The sequence below is a fragment of the Microbispora hainanensis genome (genome assembly GCF_036186745.1).
In the GTDB taxonomy this organism is placed as follows: domain Bacteria; phylum Actinomycetota; class Actinomycetes; order Streptosporangiales; family Streptosporangiaceae; genus Microbispora.
On record NZ_CP108086.1, the window covers coordinates 7,974,155 to 7,989,828 of the forward strand.

A 15,674-nucleotide genomic window follows, 5' to 3' on the forward strand; every position below is an offset into this window, starting at 1 on the left:
GAGAGATCATTCATGGAACACGTCGACGCGGTCGTGGTCGGTTCGGGTTTCGGCGGCTCGGTCGCCGCCTACCGTCTCGCCGAGGCGGGGCTGTCGGTGGTGGTGCTGGAGCGCGGCAGGGCGTACGCGCCGGGGGACTTCCCGCGCGGCCCGGCCCAGCTCGGCCGCGCCTTCTGGGACCCCGCCGAGAACCTGTACGGGATGTTCGACATCTGGAGCTTCTCCGACTGCGACTCGGTGGTCGCCAGCGGCCTCGGCGGCGGCTCGCTCATCTACGCCAACGTGATGCTGCGCAAGGACGAGGACTGGTTCGTCCACGAGCAGGCGCTGCCCGGCGGTGGTTACGAGTCGTGGCCGGTGACCAGGGCCGATCTCGAACCGCACTACGACGCGGTCGAGCGCATGATCGGCGTCTCGCCCTACCCGCTGAGCCACGCCGGCTTCGACGACACGCTGAAGACGCTCGCCATGCGGGACGCGGCCGCCGAGCTGGGGCTCGACTGGCGGCTTCCGCCGCTGGCCGTCAGCTTCGCGCCGTCGCCCGGGGCGCAGCCCTGCCAGGGTGTGCCGCTCACCGATCCCGCGTACGGCAACCTGCACGGCGTGCCACGCCGTACGTGCCGGTTGTGCGGCGAGTGCGACCTAGGCTGCAACGAGGGCGCGAAGAACAGCCTCGACCACACCTACCTGTCGGCCGCCCGGCGCCACGGCGCCGACCTGCGCACGCTGCACGAGGTGCGGCGCATCAGGCCGCGCGTGGGCGGCGGCTACGACGTGCAGTACATCGAGCACATGCCGCGCGGCGACGAGGCGGTGGACGACGCCGACGGGCCGCCCCGGTGGACCGGGCCGCACACGATCAGCTGCGACCGGCTCGTCCTGGCCGCCGGCACGTACGGCACGTCCTACCTGCTGCTGAAGAACCGGGCGGCCTTCCCCGGCCTCAGCGGGACGCTCGGCACCCGCTTCTGCGGCAACGGGGACATGCTGGCGTTCCTGCTGCGGGCCACCGACCGGAGCAGGACCCGGCCCATCCGGGCGAGCCGCGGGCCGGTCATCACCAGCGCGATCCGGCTCGACGACGGCGCGGACGGGCGCGGCGCCTACATCGAGGACGGCGGCTATCCCGAGTTCGTCGACTACCTGGTCGAGGGCGCGGACATGAGGCCGGGCCGGATCGCCCGGTTCCTGCTGCGGCGGCTGCGCAACATCCTCACCCACGACACCAACCTGTCGGCGGAGTTCGCCGACCTCATCGGCCGGGGCGAGCTGTCGGGCACCTCGCTGCCGCTGCTCGGCATGGGCCGCGACGTCCCCGACGGGAGGCTGCGCCTGCGCGACGGCCGGCTCGACGTCGACTGGGAGGGCGAGACCAGCGAGGACTACTACGAGCGGCTGCGCTCGATCATGCGCAGGATCGGCGACGTGCTCGGCGCGGAGTACGCAGACAGCCCGCCGTGGTGGCGCAAGCGGGTCATGACCGTGCATCCGCTGGGCGGCGCGCCGATGGGCCGCCATCCGGGCGAGGGGGTCTGCGACGCGTACGGCGAGGTCTTCGGCTTCCCGGGCCTGTACGTGGCGGACGGCGCGGCCCTGCCGGGGCCGGTCGGCGCCAACCCGTCGCTGACGATCGCCGCGCTCGCCGACCGCATGAGCACCCGGATCCTGGAGGGCCGCACGTCCCGCGCCACGCCCGTGGCGGGGGCCCAGGCCGTGCGGGTGTCAGCCGTGCCGCCGATCGAGGTGGCGGCGGAGGCGCAGGCCGGGGTTCCGGCCGCCGTGTCCGGCGGCGGCCGTACCTTCGCGGGCGGGCCCGCCGACGAGCCGAGCGTGTTCGAGGGCCGGACTTCGCTGTGGTTCGTGGAGGAGATGCGGGGACGCCTGACGCCCGGCCCGGCCCGGCGTGCGGCCCGCGTGGGCGGGGCCGGGTCCCCGTTCTCCTTCCGCCTCACGATCACCATCGACGACATCGACCGTTTCCTCACCGAACCCGAGCACGAGGCCAGGGCGGAGGGCTGGATCGAGGCCGACATGTGCGGGGGCAGGCGGCCGATCGCCCGGGGCTCGTTCAACCTGTTCGTCCCCGGGGAGACGTCCGAGCAGCGGCGCATGTGCTATCGCCTGCACTTCTGGGACGCCGACGACCGGCCCCGCACCCTGGCCGGGCGCAAGGAGATCCAGCCGGGCGCGCCGACCCGTCTGTGGCTGGACACCTCCACCCTGCACGCCCGCCTGCTGGAGGGGCACGTCGAGGAGGACGGGGACGAGGACGCCACGGTGGTCGCCACGGGGACGCTGCGCATCCTGCCGTCCGACCTCGTGCGGATGCTCACGACCTTCCGTACTGCGGGGCCGGACGGCGCGGCGGCCGTGACGCGCTTCTGCCGGTTCTTCCTCGGCGAGCTGTGGGATGTCTACGGCCCCGGCTGATCCCTCCGGTAGGACTCATAGGGGTCGTAGTCGACCTCGAGGGGCTCCTGACCGGGGCGGTCGGGCTCGGGGACGTGCCGGAGGTTGACCCTGATCCTCGTCCACGTGGAGCTGCGCCCGCGCATCGAGTCGACCAGGACGTCGGCCGGCTGGAGCAGGCGAGCCGCCTCGGGGTGGCGGGCCTTCCACCGTTCGAGCCCGGCCATCGCCTCGTCGCGCGTGGCGGCCCTGGCGATCTCGACGAGCGGCATGACGGACTGACGCCGTCCCTGCCTGGGCGAGGCGGCGGGCTTGTCCGGCCGCGGCCCCTGGGCCTCGGCCAGCTCCAGCAGGGCGTCGAGCGACCCCGCCCGCTCGTCCATCCCGGCCCACGGGTCGCCCGTCTCGGCGAACCGGTCGGGCATCGACGCGAGCGTGAAGTCCTCCGGCCGGCACCCGGGCACCTCGTCCCAGGTCAGCGGGGCCGAGACCAGGCCGGTCGGCCGTACGGAGTAGGCGGAGGCGACGGTGTGGTCGCGGGCGTTCTGGTTGTAGTCCACGAAGACGCCCTGCCGCTCCTCCTTCCACCACCGGCTGGTGGCGACGTCCGGCTCCCGGCGCTCGACCTCCCTGGCCACGGCCTCGGCGGCGCGCCGCACCTCGCGGAAGGTCCAGCGCGGCTCGATGCGGGCGTAGACATGGAACCCGCGCGAACCCGACGTCTTGGGCCAGGCGGTCAGGCCGTGCTCCTCCAGCACGTCCCTGGCGACCAGGGCGACCCGGACGATCTCCGCCCAGCCGACGCCGGGCACGGGATCGAGATCGATCCGCAGCTCGTCGGGATGGTCGAGGTCGTGGGCCCGCACGGGGTGGGGGTTGAGGTCGACGCAGCCCAGGTTCACCGTCCACAGCAGGTGCGCGAGGTCGCGGATCACCACCTCGTCCGCCGTACGGCCCGAGGGGTAGCGCAGCTCGACGACCTCCACCCACTCGGGGCGCTTGGCGGGCGCCCGTTTCTGGAAGAACGCCTCCTGGTCGACGCCGTGCACGAAGCGCTTGAGTATCACCGGCCGGTCGGCCACGCCGCGCACCGCCCCCTCGGCGACCACGCGGTAGTAGGAGATCAGGTCGAGCTTCGTGTGCCCGGTCCGCGGGAAGACCACGCGGTCCGGATTCGTGATCTTCACGATCCTGCCGTCGAGCTCCAGCGTCATGCCGCCACACTACGTCGCCGCTCCGCCGCCGCCCGGAAGCCACGTCTCGTGCCGGTTCGCTGACATCCGCGGCCCGGAGGCTCTAAGATCGCCGCCCATAACCGCATATGTGGCTGGAAAGGCGGGCACCCCGTGATCTCCGATAGATGGTCCCCGTCGGCCGTGGAAGGGCTCATCTCGCTGCCGCTGGAGTCCCTGCTCACGGAGGACTACGAAGCCGATCCCGCGCTCGTTCACGAGCGCCTGCGCGCCAGGTATGGCCCGGTGGCCCCGATCGACGTCCTCGGTGTGCCGGTCTGGTTCGCGATCGGCTACGACGAGGTGCTGCACATCATGCAGAACCCGCGCGACATGTGGAGCAAGCGCGTGGACCACTGGCGGGCGTACGCGGAGGGGCGCGTTCCCGCCGACTGGCCGCTGCTCGCCCTTCTCCAGGCCGACAACTCGGGTTTCCACGACGGGGAAAGGCACCGGGCCCTGCGCGGCCCCTGGATCGCGGGACTCCGGCCGTTCCAGGATCCCGGGAGCGAGCAGGCGCAGCGGCTCGAACGCGCCATGGTGAGACACTGCGACGACCTCGCGGGCGTGCTGGCGGAGGGCGGGCCCGCGGGGCAGGCCGATCTCGCCGCCCAGTATGGGCGGCCGTTCCCGTTGCTCGTCGCCAACCACCTGCTCGGCGTCACGATCGAGCGCGGCGAGGAGATGATAGAGGACCAGTGGCGCCTGCTGAACGGCCCCGACTCCGCCGGGGCCTACCAGCGGTTATATGCCGCCCTCCTCGAACTGGCGCAGGCCAAACGGCAGCGGCGCGGCGACGACCTGCCGTCGTACATGATCGAGGCGAAGCCCGACCTCACCGACGAGGAGCTCGCCCGCGAGCTGATGATGCTGTCGGGTTTCCTCGACTTCACCGGCAGCCTGATCTGCAACGTCATCTTCGAGGCGATCACCAATCCCCGGCTCAGGGAGAGCGTGTCGATCGGCGCGATAGAGGAGGTGGTCAACCGCGTCGCCCTTACCAACCCGGCGCTGGCCAACCTGACCTTCCGTTACGCCAGATCGGAGGTGAAGCTGGGCCGTTTCACGATCGCGCCCGGCGACCCGGTGATGCTGTCCATCGCGGGCGCGCACACCGACCCCCGCTTCGGCGGCGCGCTCGCCCGCGACTCGGTCCGCAGCACCCGCGCCCACCTGGCGTGGGGCGCGGGCCCGCACAGGTGCCCGAGCCAGCGGCTGGCCACCCAGATGTGCACGATCGCGGTGCGCCAGCTACTCGACCGGTTCTCGGCGCTGCGGTTCACGCAACCGGCCGAGCGGCTTCCCTGGCGTGTCTCCCCCTTCGTCCGCACGATGAGCGCCCTGCCCGTGCACTACGAGATCAGCCGGAGCTTCGCCCTCACGCTTGAATCCGCCGGTGAGCCGGCGCCGCCCGCCGCGAAGGACAGCGCTCAGGACAGCGGCACAGGCGGCGGCACGGGCGGCGGCACGGGCGGTCTGACCGACGAGGGCGACGCGCGCCCGAGGTCCCGCCTCCGGGCTTTCCTGGGCAGGCTGCTCGGCTCGCAATGAGCCGCGCGGACGCACCGGTTCGCGGGCCGTGGTCCGGCCGACCGGGTCCGGCCGGCCGGGTCCGGAAGGGAGACCTCGGCCGGCCTCGTTCGTCTGCGTGGCCAGGGCGCGCATCTCCCCCTCGACCGCCGGCCAGTGCCCCATGGCCTCTCGTGCGCCTCTCGTGCGCCTCTCGTGCGGCGAAGCCGGCGTGACGCGCGGCGGTCGTCATCCCGCCATCATCGTCGGGTCATCGCTGGGTCATCGCCGGGCCCTGCTTCCCCGGCGGGCGCCCGGCGCGGGCCCGGTCAGGCGAGGCCGGCGGCGCGGAGGGCCTCGCCGAACGCGGCGCGGTTGGCCCGCTGGTCGGCGACCGCACGCGCGAGGGCCTCGGTGTCCGAGTCGTGGAAGGCCGGGACGTCCTGCTCGATCACGATCCAGCCCTCGTAGCCCGACCGCCGCAGCTCGGCCAGTACGGCGGGCAGGTCCAGGTCGCCCTGCCCGAGCGGCGGGAAACCACCCGCCGCGACCAGGTCCCACAGGTCTCCGCCGCCGGCGCGTACCCGGGCGAGGACGTCCCGGGAGGCGTCCTTGACATGCACCTGCCGGATGCGCGAGGACCAGTCGCGGATCGCCGCCACGGGGTTGCCCCCGGCCAGCCACAGATGCCCGGTGTCCAGGCACAGCGAGACGTCCGTCGAGCCGAGCAGCCGTTCGATCTCCTCCGGCGTCTCCACGTCGGTGCCCAGGTGGTGGTGGAAGACGGGTTCCAGGCCGCGGTCGCGGCAGCGGGCCGCCGCCTCGTCGATGCTCCGGGCGTACGCGGGCCAGTCGCCGTCGGGCAGGGACAGCCTGCGGTCGGCCGGCATGCCGGGACGGGCGAACCGTTCGGGCCGGTCGGGGCAGGCGAGCGTCGGCCGCGGCGCGAACCGCGGATCGGCCGCCCCTTCGGCGTCGCCGACGGCGGTGAACACGTCGAGCGCGGCGTCGAGCGCGGCCAGGTCCTCGCGGAAGCCGTCCGGGTCGCCGTACCGCAGGTCGACCCAGCCGCCGGCGAGCCCGAGACCCTGCGCCGCGAGCCGTTCGGGAAGGGTCCGCGTGGTGCCCAGGTAGCCGATCGGGCCGGAGTCGGTGCCGTCATACCCGGCCTCGTGCATCGTCGCGAGCATCTCCTGCGGCCCCAGCGGCGCGCCGTCCTGGCGGTAGACGCCGAAGTTGACGGGCGCGCTCGCCACTCGCACTTCCCAGGGGGAGGTGTGCGCCCTCACCCCGTCACCTCCGGCACGAGCCGGGGCTGCGCGGCGAGCGGCTCGCCGCTCGTGCTGGGCCGGCTCGCGGTGGGCCGGCTCGCGGTGGGTCGGCTCGTGATTGGCCGAAGGGCCTCCCGCCGCACCGCCTCGGCCGCGTTCTCGCCATCGGGGTCGCGGGACACCTGCTCACCCTCTCCGCTTCTCGGGGACGAACCATGACAGAGCATGGTCCGCCCGATTGAACCACAACCCGCTCGGCGCATCCTGCGATCAGGCGTGGTCACAGCGACTTCTCAGAGTGATCCGCCGAGGTAGCGCTCGGCCAGATCGCAGCTTCCCTCGGTGTAGCCCGCGCCGAGCTCCCCGGCGATGTCGGCGGCCGAATGGGAGCCTATCCACGCGACGAGGAGGAGGCGGCGGAACATGATGAACGTCCAGATCTCGGCCTCGTCTTCCTTCGGCAGGTCGAGCACGGACCGGTAGCCGCGCACCCACGACTCCGCCATGTGCGGCACCTCCGGCCGGTGCTCGATGAAGCTGACGGCGGCGCCGAAGTCGTAGAGATACCAGCCCAGGCCGCAGTCGTCGAAGTCGATGACGCTGGTGCCCGCCCGGCCGTCCACGAGGAGGTTGGCCAGGCGCAGATCGGCGTGGATGAGCCCATACCGGTCGGGGCCCTTGCCGAACCGCTCCAGCCTGCGGCGCAGCTCGGCCTCCAGCCGGGCGAGCACCGTGTGCGCCTCCCGGTCGACGCCGACGCCGTCCTGCCACCTGCCCCACCGCGCCTCGGGGCCGAAGGCGGCGTCGAGGTCCCAGTGGAAGCGGGTGAAGAACGCCGGCCTCGCCCAGGCGCGGGCGTGGCGGTGCATGCGGGCGGTCAGCGCGCCCAGCCGTTCGAACTCCTCCACCAGCCGGTCCTCGGCCGGCTCCGCGCCGGGAAGGAACTCGAACATCACACAGTGACGCGGCTGCTCACCCGGTTCCCGGACGGTGACGACCCGCGAGCCGTCGCGGGCGGGCAGCACGCGCGGCGTGACGATCCCGGCCTCGTCGCGCAGCGCGTCGAGCCAGGCGAGCTCGCTCGCGATGGCCTCCGGCGAGTGGTAGCCGAGCCGGTGGACCCGCAGGATCGTCGTACGCCCGCCGTCGGCGACCGTGAAGGTCGCGTTCTCCGAGACGTTGAGCAGCGTCACCGAGGCGTCGGGGGAAACGTCGTAGTGGCGAAGGGCGCGGCGGGCGACCCCCTCGACGCGCGTGAGGACGTCACCGCCTGCGGACAGGTCGTGGACCTGCATGCATTCTCCTAAAGGGCCCTCGGGAAGTGTCCGTCAAATCTTCCCCCGGATGATGTCTCCCCCGTCGCTCGCACTCCCCGCGCCGCGTGCCGCCCCGCACACCCGAGCGAAAAACTCTTTGCGCGCCGGGGCGGTTTCCGTACACTCGCCAGTGATCACGCGCGCCGCGCCGCGGCGTGCGCCCTGACCGAGTGAGAGGAGTTGACCATGCGCCAGCGCGTCGCGGTCGTCGTCCTCCGGTCACGGCACGAGGTGATCCTGGTGTCTACGTCGCTCCCCGGTGCCCGCCGCGCGGCCCGCACCGGACGTTCCTGACGAGCTTTCGCACCCCTGCTGAGACTTCCGTATCTCCGCTGAGACCTCTGCTGAGGTCGGAGCCTGCGGCCGCACTGTGCCTATAACGCCGGGCGCACTGTGCCTATAACGCCGGGCGCACTGTGCCTATAACGCCGGGCGCACTGTGCCGATAACGCCGGGGCCGCATGCGGGCTCGCGGGGTGGTGCCACGTGCCCGCTCCGCCTGCCGTCCGCCTGCCGTCCGCCTGGCTCCCCGGCGGTCCTCGCAGGGTCTCCCGCAGGGGTCGCGCCCGGCCGGAATCCGGCCGGTTCGTCTCGTCAGGCCAATCGCGCCCGCCACCGTACGCACCTTTCCGAAGGGCATGGCCATGCGCGCCGACCTGAACCGCAATCACCTCGTACCGCTGACCGGCATCCGCAACCTGGGCATCCTCGCCCACGTCGACGCGGGTAAGACCACCGTCACCGAACGGATCCTCTACCTCACCGGCACCGTCCACCGGCGCGGTGAGGTGCACGAGGGCACCACCGTCACCGATTTCGACCCCTTGGAGCGCGACCGTGGGATCACCATCTTCGCCGCCGCCGTGAGCTGTCTGTGGGACGGCCACCGCATCAACCTGATCGACACCCCGGGTCACGTGGACTTCTCCGACGAGGTGGAGCGGTCGCTGCGGGTGCTCGACGGCGCGGTCGCGGTGTTCGACGCCGTCGCCGGCGTGGAGCCACAGAGCGAGTCGGTGTGGCGGCAGGCCGACCGGTACGGCGTGCCGCGCATCGCGTTCGTCAACAAGATGGACCGCGCCGGGGCCGACCTCGACACGGCGGTCGAGTCGATCCGCGAACGGCTGCGCGTCATCCCGCTGGTCGTCCAGCTGCCCATCGGGCGCGAGGACGGGTTCACCGGCGTGGTGGACCTCCTGCGGGTGCGAGCGCTGGTGTGGGAGACCGGCCGTGACACGGTCACCGAAGGCCCGGTGCCGGACGCCCTCGCCGACGAGGCCCGCCGGCGCCGGCGCCTGCTGGAGGAGAACGTCGCCGAGCTTCATCCGGCGGCGCTGGAGGAGTTCTGCGCCCTCCCGGAGATCTCCGCGCCGACCCTGGCCGCCGCCCTGCGCGACCTGACCCTGCGTGGTGAGGCCGTGGTGGTGCTGTGCGGCTCGGCGTACCGCAACCGTGGCGTCGAACCGCTGCTGGACGCCATCGTGGCCTACCTGCCCGCGCCGTCCGACGTGCCGCCCGTACGCGCCGCGGGGGACGATCCCGGGCAGGAGCGGCCCGCCGACCCGGCGGCGCCCTTCGCCGGGCTGGTCTTCAAGGTGCACGCCGCCCCCACCGGTCGGCTGACGTACCTGCGCGTGTATTCGGGGACGATCAGGAGAGGAGACGTCGTGCTGGACGCCGGCGCCCGCCGCACCGAGCGGATCGGACGCATCCTCCGGGTGCAGGCCGACCGGCACACCGAGACGGACCACGCCACGGCCGGTGACATCGTCGCGGTGGCCGGGATCAAAGCCGCCCGCGCCGGGGCGACCCTCTGTGCTCCCGGGGCACCGCTGGTCCTCGAACCGCCGGTCACGGCCTCGCCGGTGGTCTCCGTGGCCGTCGAGCCGCGCGGGAGCGGCGACGCCGACCGGCTCGCGACCGCGCTGGCCCGGATGGCCGACGAGGACCCCTCGCTGTCGGTCCGCACCGATCCCGAGACCGGCCAGACGGTGCTGTCGGGCATGGGCGAGCTGCACCTGGAGGTCGCGGTGGAGAGGCTCCGCCGCGACCACCGGCTCGACGTCGCCGTCGGACGGCCGAGGGTCGCCTACCGGGAGACCGTCGTACGCGGGGTGTCCGGGCTGCTCTATCGGCACGTCAAGCAGGACGGCGGCGCCGGGCAGTTCGCGCACGTCGTGCTCGACGTGGAGCCGCTCGACCATGACGCGGGCTTCGAGTTCCGGTCGACGGTCACCGGCGGCCGGGTGCCGCGCGAGTACGTCGGCGCGGTCGAGGCCGGCTGCCGGGACGCTCTCGCCGAGGGCCCGCTCGGTGGCCACCCGGTGACCGGCCTGCGGGTCACGCTGACCGACGGCGCGACCCACCCGAAGGACTCCTCGGAGATGGCGTTCCACACGGCCGGGCGGCTCGCGCTGTGGGAGGCGTTGCGTGCCGGTGAGATGGCGCTGCTGGAACCGCTGGCCGAGGTCACGGTCACCGTGCCCGAGGACGCCGTCGGCGGGGTGCTGGGCGACCTCGCGGCCAGGCGCGGCCGGGTCACCGGTTCGGCGGCGAGGGCGGGCACCGTCGTGGTCACCGCGACCGTGCCGCTGGCCGAGCTGTTCGGGTACGCGACCGGGCTGCGCGGCCGGACCCAGGGCAGGGGCTCCTTCACCAGCCGCCCCGCGGGCCACGCCCAGGTGACCGGTCCCGTGCCGGGCCTGACCCGGTAGGCAGCCTGCCCTTGGCCCTCACCGGCCCCGTAGCGACCCCGTAGCGGCCCCGCACCGGCCGTGCTCCCTGCCTCGCTCCGGCCCCGTCCTCGTCTCGGCACGGACGGGGCCGTGAGGCCGCCGACGGCACGACACTGGTGACCATCCCCTTGCCCACGCCCTCGCGCACACCTCGACGAGCTCGCGTCCCTCTTGGGGTACGTCCGTGTCCCCAGGCTGGACCCCACGCCGACGCACCTGCCTACGCGGTCGCGTACGCCTACCAGCGGTTCCTGGACAACCTGCGCGAAGGCGGCACCTCGGCCAGCGGCTCCATCGCCTCGGGCGGGGCCTCGGGCGGCGGCTCAGGTGCGATCTCGAGCGACGCCTCGGGCGGCGGCTGAGGCAGCGCCTTGGGTTGCGGCTCGGGCGGGACCTCGGGTGTGCCCGATTTCGCGCACGGCGCCGCACGGCACCGCAGCATCGAGTCCGTGGTCACGACGCCCTGACCACAGCCCCTCAGCCGCCCGCCCGTATCGCGCGGCCCCGACCGCGGTCCCCCCGGCCGTCTGGCCGTATCGCGCAGCCCTGCGGTGCGCTGCGAAGCACTGTTAGCACGTGGAGCGCCGTCGAGCACTGCGGCGCGCTGTGAATGCCTGTGATCATCGTGAAGCCCAGTGGACAGTGCACCGGCAGCCGCCGCCTCATGCCTTGCCTCGTGCCTTGCCTCGTGCCTCGCGTCGGCCCTCGGCTCGGGTGGTAACGGATGCAGCCGCCGGGCCGGCCCACGCGTCCCCCGGGCATGCCCTGTGCGTCGCCCGGGCCTGTCCTACGCGTTGCCTGGGCCTGTCTGCGCGTCCACCCCGCCCGGCGCCTCCCGCCTTACTCCCGCAGCCGCCGGGGCCTGTCCGCGCGTCGCCCGGTGCCGCGTCGCCCTCCTTGTGCCCCCGTCTTACTCGCCCAGCCTCCGGGGCCTGTCCGCGCGGCGCCCACCCCGTACCACCGGCCTCACTCCTGCAGCCGTCGGGCTCGTCCGAGGCGGTGGTAGGTGAAGGCCCAGCGGTCTTCGCCGACGTTGCGGCGGGTGTAGCGCTCGGGGTGCTGGTAGCGGTCGCGGTTGTGGAACTGGCAGGCCGGACCGAGGAGCTTCAGGTCCGTCAGGCCGCCGCTGCTCCAGTTGTCGGCGTGGTCGATCTGGCACATGGTCGCCGGGAGCGGGCAGCCGTCGACCCAGCACGTGGCATACCGGGCGAACACCGCCCTGCGCTGGGCAGGAGTCGCCAGGCGGACCTTACGGCCCATGTCGAGGACCTGTCCCTCGGCGTTCATGACGATCCGCACCAACGTGCTGGTGCGGGCGAGGCGGTGCACGCTGGAGACGGGCAGCACCTGCCCGGTCGCCAGCAACAACCCCGGCGGCACCATCCCCAACGCCCCTCCCAGAGACGCCCCCAGCAGCGTGCTTGCCGACGCTCCCAGCGCCGACCCCAAGAACGCCCCGGGCATCGCGCCCGCCGACGCACCCGGAGATCCCGGTGACCCACCTTGCGCCGCACCCCGCGATGCCCCCTGTGCGGCTCCTTGCGACGCTGCTTGCGACGCTGCTTGCGCCGTCCCCGGTGTCCCACGCCCGGCTCCCGGTGCCGTTCCCGATGCCCATCCGGGTGGTGTCTCCCGCTCCGGTCCGGGCCCGCCGGGCGTCGCTCCCGACGGTCCCGATGTCCCCGACGCCTGCGTCGCACGCGAGCACCGCGCCTCACCGCAGCACCGGCACGCACCCTGGCCGTCGCACCGGCACATGCTGTGGCCATGCCGGCAGTCCCCCGCAGGCCCAGGCCCGGCGTGGGTGTGACGTACGGAGGCGTCCTCGGGCGGAGGGTCCGGCCACGCCGCCTGCGATGGCGCCACCTCCGTAGGCGCTGCCTGTGAGTGCGCCGCCTGCGATGGCGGCGCATCCGAAGCCGTCCCGCCCGAAGACGCTGTGTCCGAAGGTGCTGTGTGCCAATGCGCGCCACCGTCGGCAGGCCATGCGGAGCCGCCCCGCGTGGCGTGCGGTGCTCCAGACTGAGTCGCGGCGCGGTCGCAGCAATCGCCCTTGGTGGGCGCGGTCTCGTCGCTCTCGGCAGAGCTGGTGCTCGTGGTGTTGTCGTCTTCGGCGGAGTTGGCGTTCGCGGTGTGGTCGCTCTCGACAGCGGCGGTGCTTGCGGTGTCGCGCGGCTCGCACTCGCCGGGCCGCCGCTCACCGGCTCCACAGTCGCGAGCCTCCTCGTCGCGAAGTCCGCTCGTCGCATAGGGAGAGCCCGTTGCGGAGTCGGTGCTTTCGGCGTCGCCGTCGCAGTCGCCGGTGGCAACGGTCTCGTTCGGGGCCTCGGGGTTTCCGGTCGCGTGGTGAGTGTGGCCGCTGGGGGCGCTGTCGCTGAGGTCCGCGAGGTGGTCGCTGGTGTCATCGGCCTCGGCGGGTGCAGGGGCGCCGGTGTGGTCCTGGCCTTGTTCGAAGCCCTCGGCGTCCCGCGCGTTTTCGACATGGTCGGCGGTGTCGTCGGCCTGGCTCGGCTCGTCAGTGGTCCCGGTGGTGTCGGGGGCGTAGTCGCTGGGGGCGCTGTCGCCGAGGTCTGCGAAGTGGTCGCTGACGTCGTCGTCGGCGGCGGGGTCGGCGGTGTCTTGGGTGGCCGGGTCGGTGTCGTCGGTGGCCGGGTCGGCGGGGTCTTGGGTGGCCGGGTCGTCGGGGTATGGGTCGTCGGTGGTTTCTGGGTTGGTGTTTTCGGGGTCGGTGGGGAGGGATTCGGCGCTGACCACGACGAGGAGCTCGGTGACGATCTTCTGCTCCAGCAGGGCGATCAGCGCGTCCGCCTGACGCACCGTCAGCGGGCGGTCATCCCCCTGTGCCCTCAGCTTGGCGTACGCCTGCAACAACGCCATCAACCGGGCGCCGGCCTCACGCGGCAGGTAGAACTCTCCTTCCACGCCGCCGCCCTTGCCCGGGCGGACCCGCAGGAACCGCCGCCCGTAATCGGCTTGCTCGTCGCGTTCTTCGCCGTCGGGGTCGAGCACCGCCCGCAGGTGGCGGCCGGCTTTGGCGACTTCCGCCGCCCCCGCTTTGCCGGCCAGGTCCACCAGGATCGGCTCCGCCAGGCCGGCCTGCTCGTCGGTTAGTCCGGCGACGGCGGCGCAGATGGCCTCCACCACCCCCGCTGCCAGCTCACCCGTGGCGAACTTCTCCCGCACTACTGGGAGGCGGGGTAGTTCCGCGCCGAGGGTGAGCAAGCGGCCAGCTCCGCCCACGGTCATCCCCCCACTGGTGCGCAACCAGCAGCGGGTGGAGGCATGGCCATGCTGCCTGGCCTGCCCCGCACGATGGACCCGCCCTACCCGGTCGGCCAGGGCGCTGGTGATCCGATCCCGGGCGAACAGCAACTCCTCCGCCTCGGCCAGGCACATGTCCACATCGTCGGGAAGCGGGGTCAGCGCCAGCTCTTGGGCCACCTCACGAACCGACCCCACCACCACCCACGACGACCGCACACGACCACGACCACGATCACGCCCACCCACACCGCCGGAAGCACCCGCACCTGCGCCCGCACCCGAGCCAGAGCCGCCCGCGCCAGAGCCGCCCGTGCCAGCGCCATCCGCGCTAGCGCCAGAGCCGGAGCCATTCGCACCGGCGGGAGCCGCGTCCTCGGCAGTCTCACGGGCGGCATTCGCGCTAGCGCCGTTCGCGCCACCCACATTCGCACCGGCGAATGCCGCACTCTCGGCGGCCCCACGCGCGGCGTTCGCGCGAGCACCATCCGCGCCAGCGGCGTCCGCACCGGCGGCAGCCGCACGATCGGCAGCCCCACGGGCGGCACCCGCGTCAGATCCCGCGCTGTCGGCGGTCCAACACACGGCGTTCGCGCCAGCGCCGTCCGTGCCAGCACCGCTCATGCCAGCGGCATCCGCACCGGCGGCAGCCCTACCCGTGGACTCCGCGCCGTCGCTATCTGCCCTGTCGGTATGCGTGCCTGGAGCGTCCGCGCTATCGGTGCCGGGCGCGTCTGCGTGCTGCCGGGGCCCAAACTTGATGATCGGGAAGGGCTCGCGGGCGGACGAGCCGTCGGACGACCACAGTGGGGAATTGGCGATCAGGCGATCCCACCAGCCGTCCCACCACTCACCGTCGGCATCGTTCGAATGACGAAGGTGCTCAGGATCGATATCGAACAGATCCATGGCACCTCCATCGAGTGATTCGAAAACTTGTATTAATTCTCTCGCGTCCTTGGGGCTAGTTCAAGATCAACTAGCAATCTCTTGGAATCACAGGTCGGGGACAGCAACGGTCCTGACGTAGGTTTCGGCGGTCGGCGGTCGGCGGTCGGCAGGCAGACGGCCGGGCGCTCGGCGATCTCCCGACACGCGACGTCGGGGGCGCTGTGCGCGGAGGACGTCGCGGTCGTGCGGGAGCACTGTGCCGGGCAGTCGGGTCGCGGGCGGGTGGGGAGGCGCGGGTTGCGGCGAAGTACGCCGCTGCGACGGGCCGAGACGCCTGGCCGGGCAGCCGGGTCGCGGACGGGTCGAGACGCCTGGCCGGGCAGCCGGGTCGCGGACGGGCCGGGACGCCTGGCCGGGCAGCCGGGTCGCGGACGGGCCGGGACGCCTGGCCGGGCAGCCGGGTCGCGGACGGGCCGGGACGCCTGGCCGGAGAGTCGGGCGCGGGAGGGTCGGGACGGCTGGCACTGCGGTATCGGTCTCCGGTCAGGATTTTCGGCCCGGGGAGCGCAGCGTCGGATTCCGTGGTCACGCCTTCCTGACCCGGTGCTGCAACGTCGAGCCTGTGGTCACGACGCGCTGACCGCTGACTTCTCACCCGCCGGGCCGGACCAGGCCGCTCTCGTAGGCCAGGATGACGAGCTGCACCCGGTCGCGGACGTCCAGCTTGGCGATGGCCCTGGCGACATGGGTCTTGGCGGTCGGCGGGCTGATGACCAGGTGCTCGGCGATCTCGCCGTTGGACAGGCCGAACGCGACAAGCGGGGATCGTGGACAGTTTCCCACGCTCGTGACGTCGAGCCCGGCGGCGCGGGCGCGATCCTCGACCGAGCGCAGCAGGTCGCCCCGGCGGCGCGGCGTAGGCGAGACCGGCGGCGACGAGGGCCGCGAGCTGCATCCCCTCGTCAAGGGTCCCGTAGTCCCGCGGACGAGGTGCGGAACGTACGGGACCGGTTGACGCTCTTTTGGCTAACCGCTATCTATTGAGGGGTC

At 72.9% G+C, this 15,674-nt stretch carries 11 protein-coding genes; 4 read left to right on the top strand and 7 right to left on the bottom strand.

What is annotated here, in order from left to right; all coding sequences use genetic code 11:
* Positions 1-12: 12 nt before the first annotated feature.
* Positions 13-2,430, top strand: coding sequence for a GMC oxidoreductase (locus OHB01_RS36215; protein WP_142650374.1), 2,418 nt, complete (start codon positions 13-15; stop codon positions 2,428-2,430).
* Here OHB01_RS36215 and ligD read toward each other — a convergent pair.
* Entirely contained in the window at positions 2,415-3,623 is a 1,209-nt protein-coding gene (gene ligD / locus OHB01_RS36220) for a non-homologous end-joining DNA ligase (RefSeq protein ID WP_142650373.1), read from the bottom strand. The genes OHB01_RS36215 and ligD overlap by 16 nt on opposite strands.
* Before the next feature lie 132 nt (positions 3,624-3,755).
* On the opposite strand from ligD, the gene OHB01_RS36225 reads away from it, so the two are divergent.
* A complete protein-coding gene (locus tag OHB01_RS36225; protein WP_328710473.1) occupies positions 3,756-5,192 on the top strand; it encodes a cytochrome in 1,437 nt (478 codons plus the stop codon).
* Between the two features lie 287 nt (positions 5,193-5,479).
* On the opposite strand, the gene OHB01_RS36230 is transcribed toward OHB01_RS36225, so the two are convergent.
* Both OHB01_RS36230 and OHB01_RS36235 read right to left on the bottom strand, forming a co-directional pair.
* Complete coding sequence (locus tag OHB01_RS36230) at positions 5,480-6,406, bottom strand: sugar phosphate isomerase/epimerase family protein (protein ID WP_260617429.1); 927 nt, start codon at positions 6,404-6,406, stop codon at positions 5,480-5,482.
* A gap of 308 nt (positions 6,407-6,714) precedes the next feature.
* Positions 6,715-7,716 (bottom strand): phosphotransferase enzyme family protein, encoded by a 1,002-nt coding sequence (locus tag OHB01_RS36235; RefSeq protein ID WP_142650371.1) that lies wholly within the window; start codon positions 7,714-7,716, stop codon positions 6,715-6,717.
* 665 nt (positions 7,717-8,381) lie between these two features.
* On the opposite strand from OHB01_RS36235, the gene fusA reads away from it, so the two are divergent.
* The gene (gene fusA, locus OHB01_RS36240) at positions 8,382-10,451 is read left to right on the top strand and encodes an elongation factor G (RefSeq protein ID WP_328854596.1); all 2,070 of its coding nucleotides are present in this window, start codon (positions 8,382-8,384) and stop codon (positions 10,449-10,451) included.
* A 259-nt stretch (positions 10,452-10,710) separates the two neighbouring features.
* Here fusA and OHB01_RS36245 read toward each other — a convergent pair whose 3' ends face one another.
* The 3 genes from OHB01_RS36245 to OHB01_RS36255 form a co-directional block, all read right to left on the bottom strand.
* Positions 10,711-10,929, bottom strand: coding sequence for a hypothetical protein (locus tag OHB01_RS36245; protein ID WP_168066320.1), 219 nt, complete (start codon positions 10,927-10,929; stop codon positions 10,711-10,713).
* 509 nt (positions 10,930-11,438) lie between these two features.
* Positions 11,439-13,913, bottom strand: coding sequence for a DUF222 domain-containing protein (locus tag OHB01_RS36250; protein WP_328854597.1), 2,475 nt, complete (start codon positions 13,911-13,913; stop codon positions 11,439-11,441).
* Positions 13,892-14,059: a hypothetical protein gene (locus tag OHB01_RS36255; protein ID WP_328854598.1), complete on the bottom strand. Its 168-nt coding sequence runs from the start codon at positions 14,057-14,059 to the stop codon at positions 13,892-13,894. Before OHB01_RS36255 ends, OHB01_RS36250 begins: the two co-directional genes overlap by 22 nt.
* A gap of 367 nt (positions 14,060-14,426) precedes the next feature.
* On the opposite strand from OHB01_RS36255, the gene OHB01_RS36260 reads away from it, so the two are divergent.
* The gene (locus OHB01_RS36260; protein ID WP_328854599.1) at positions 14,427-14,660 is read left to right on the top strand and encodes a hypothetical protein; all 234 of its coding nucleotides are present in this window, start codon (positions 14,427-14,429) and stop codon (positions 14,658-14,660) included.
* A 615-nt stretch (positions 14,661-15,275) separates the two neighbouring features.
* Here OHB01_RS36260 and OHB01_RS40055 read toward each other — a convergent pair.
* Positions 15,276-15,590, bottom strand: a complete 315-nt coding sequence (locus tag OHB01_RS40055; RefSeq protein WP_142645248.1) for a response regulator transcription factor — start codon at positions 15,588-15,590, stop codon at positions 15,276-15,278.
* Positions 15,591-15,674: the final 84 nt, after the last annotated feature.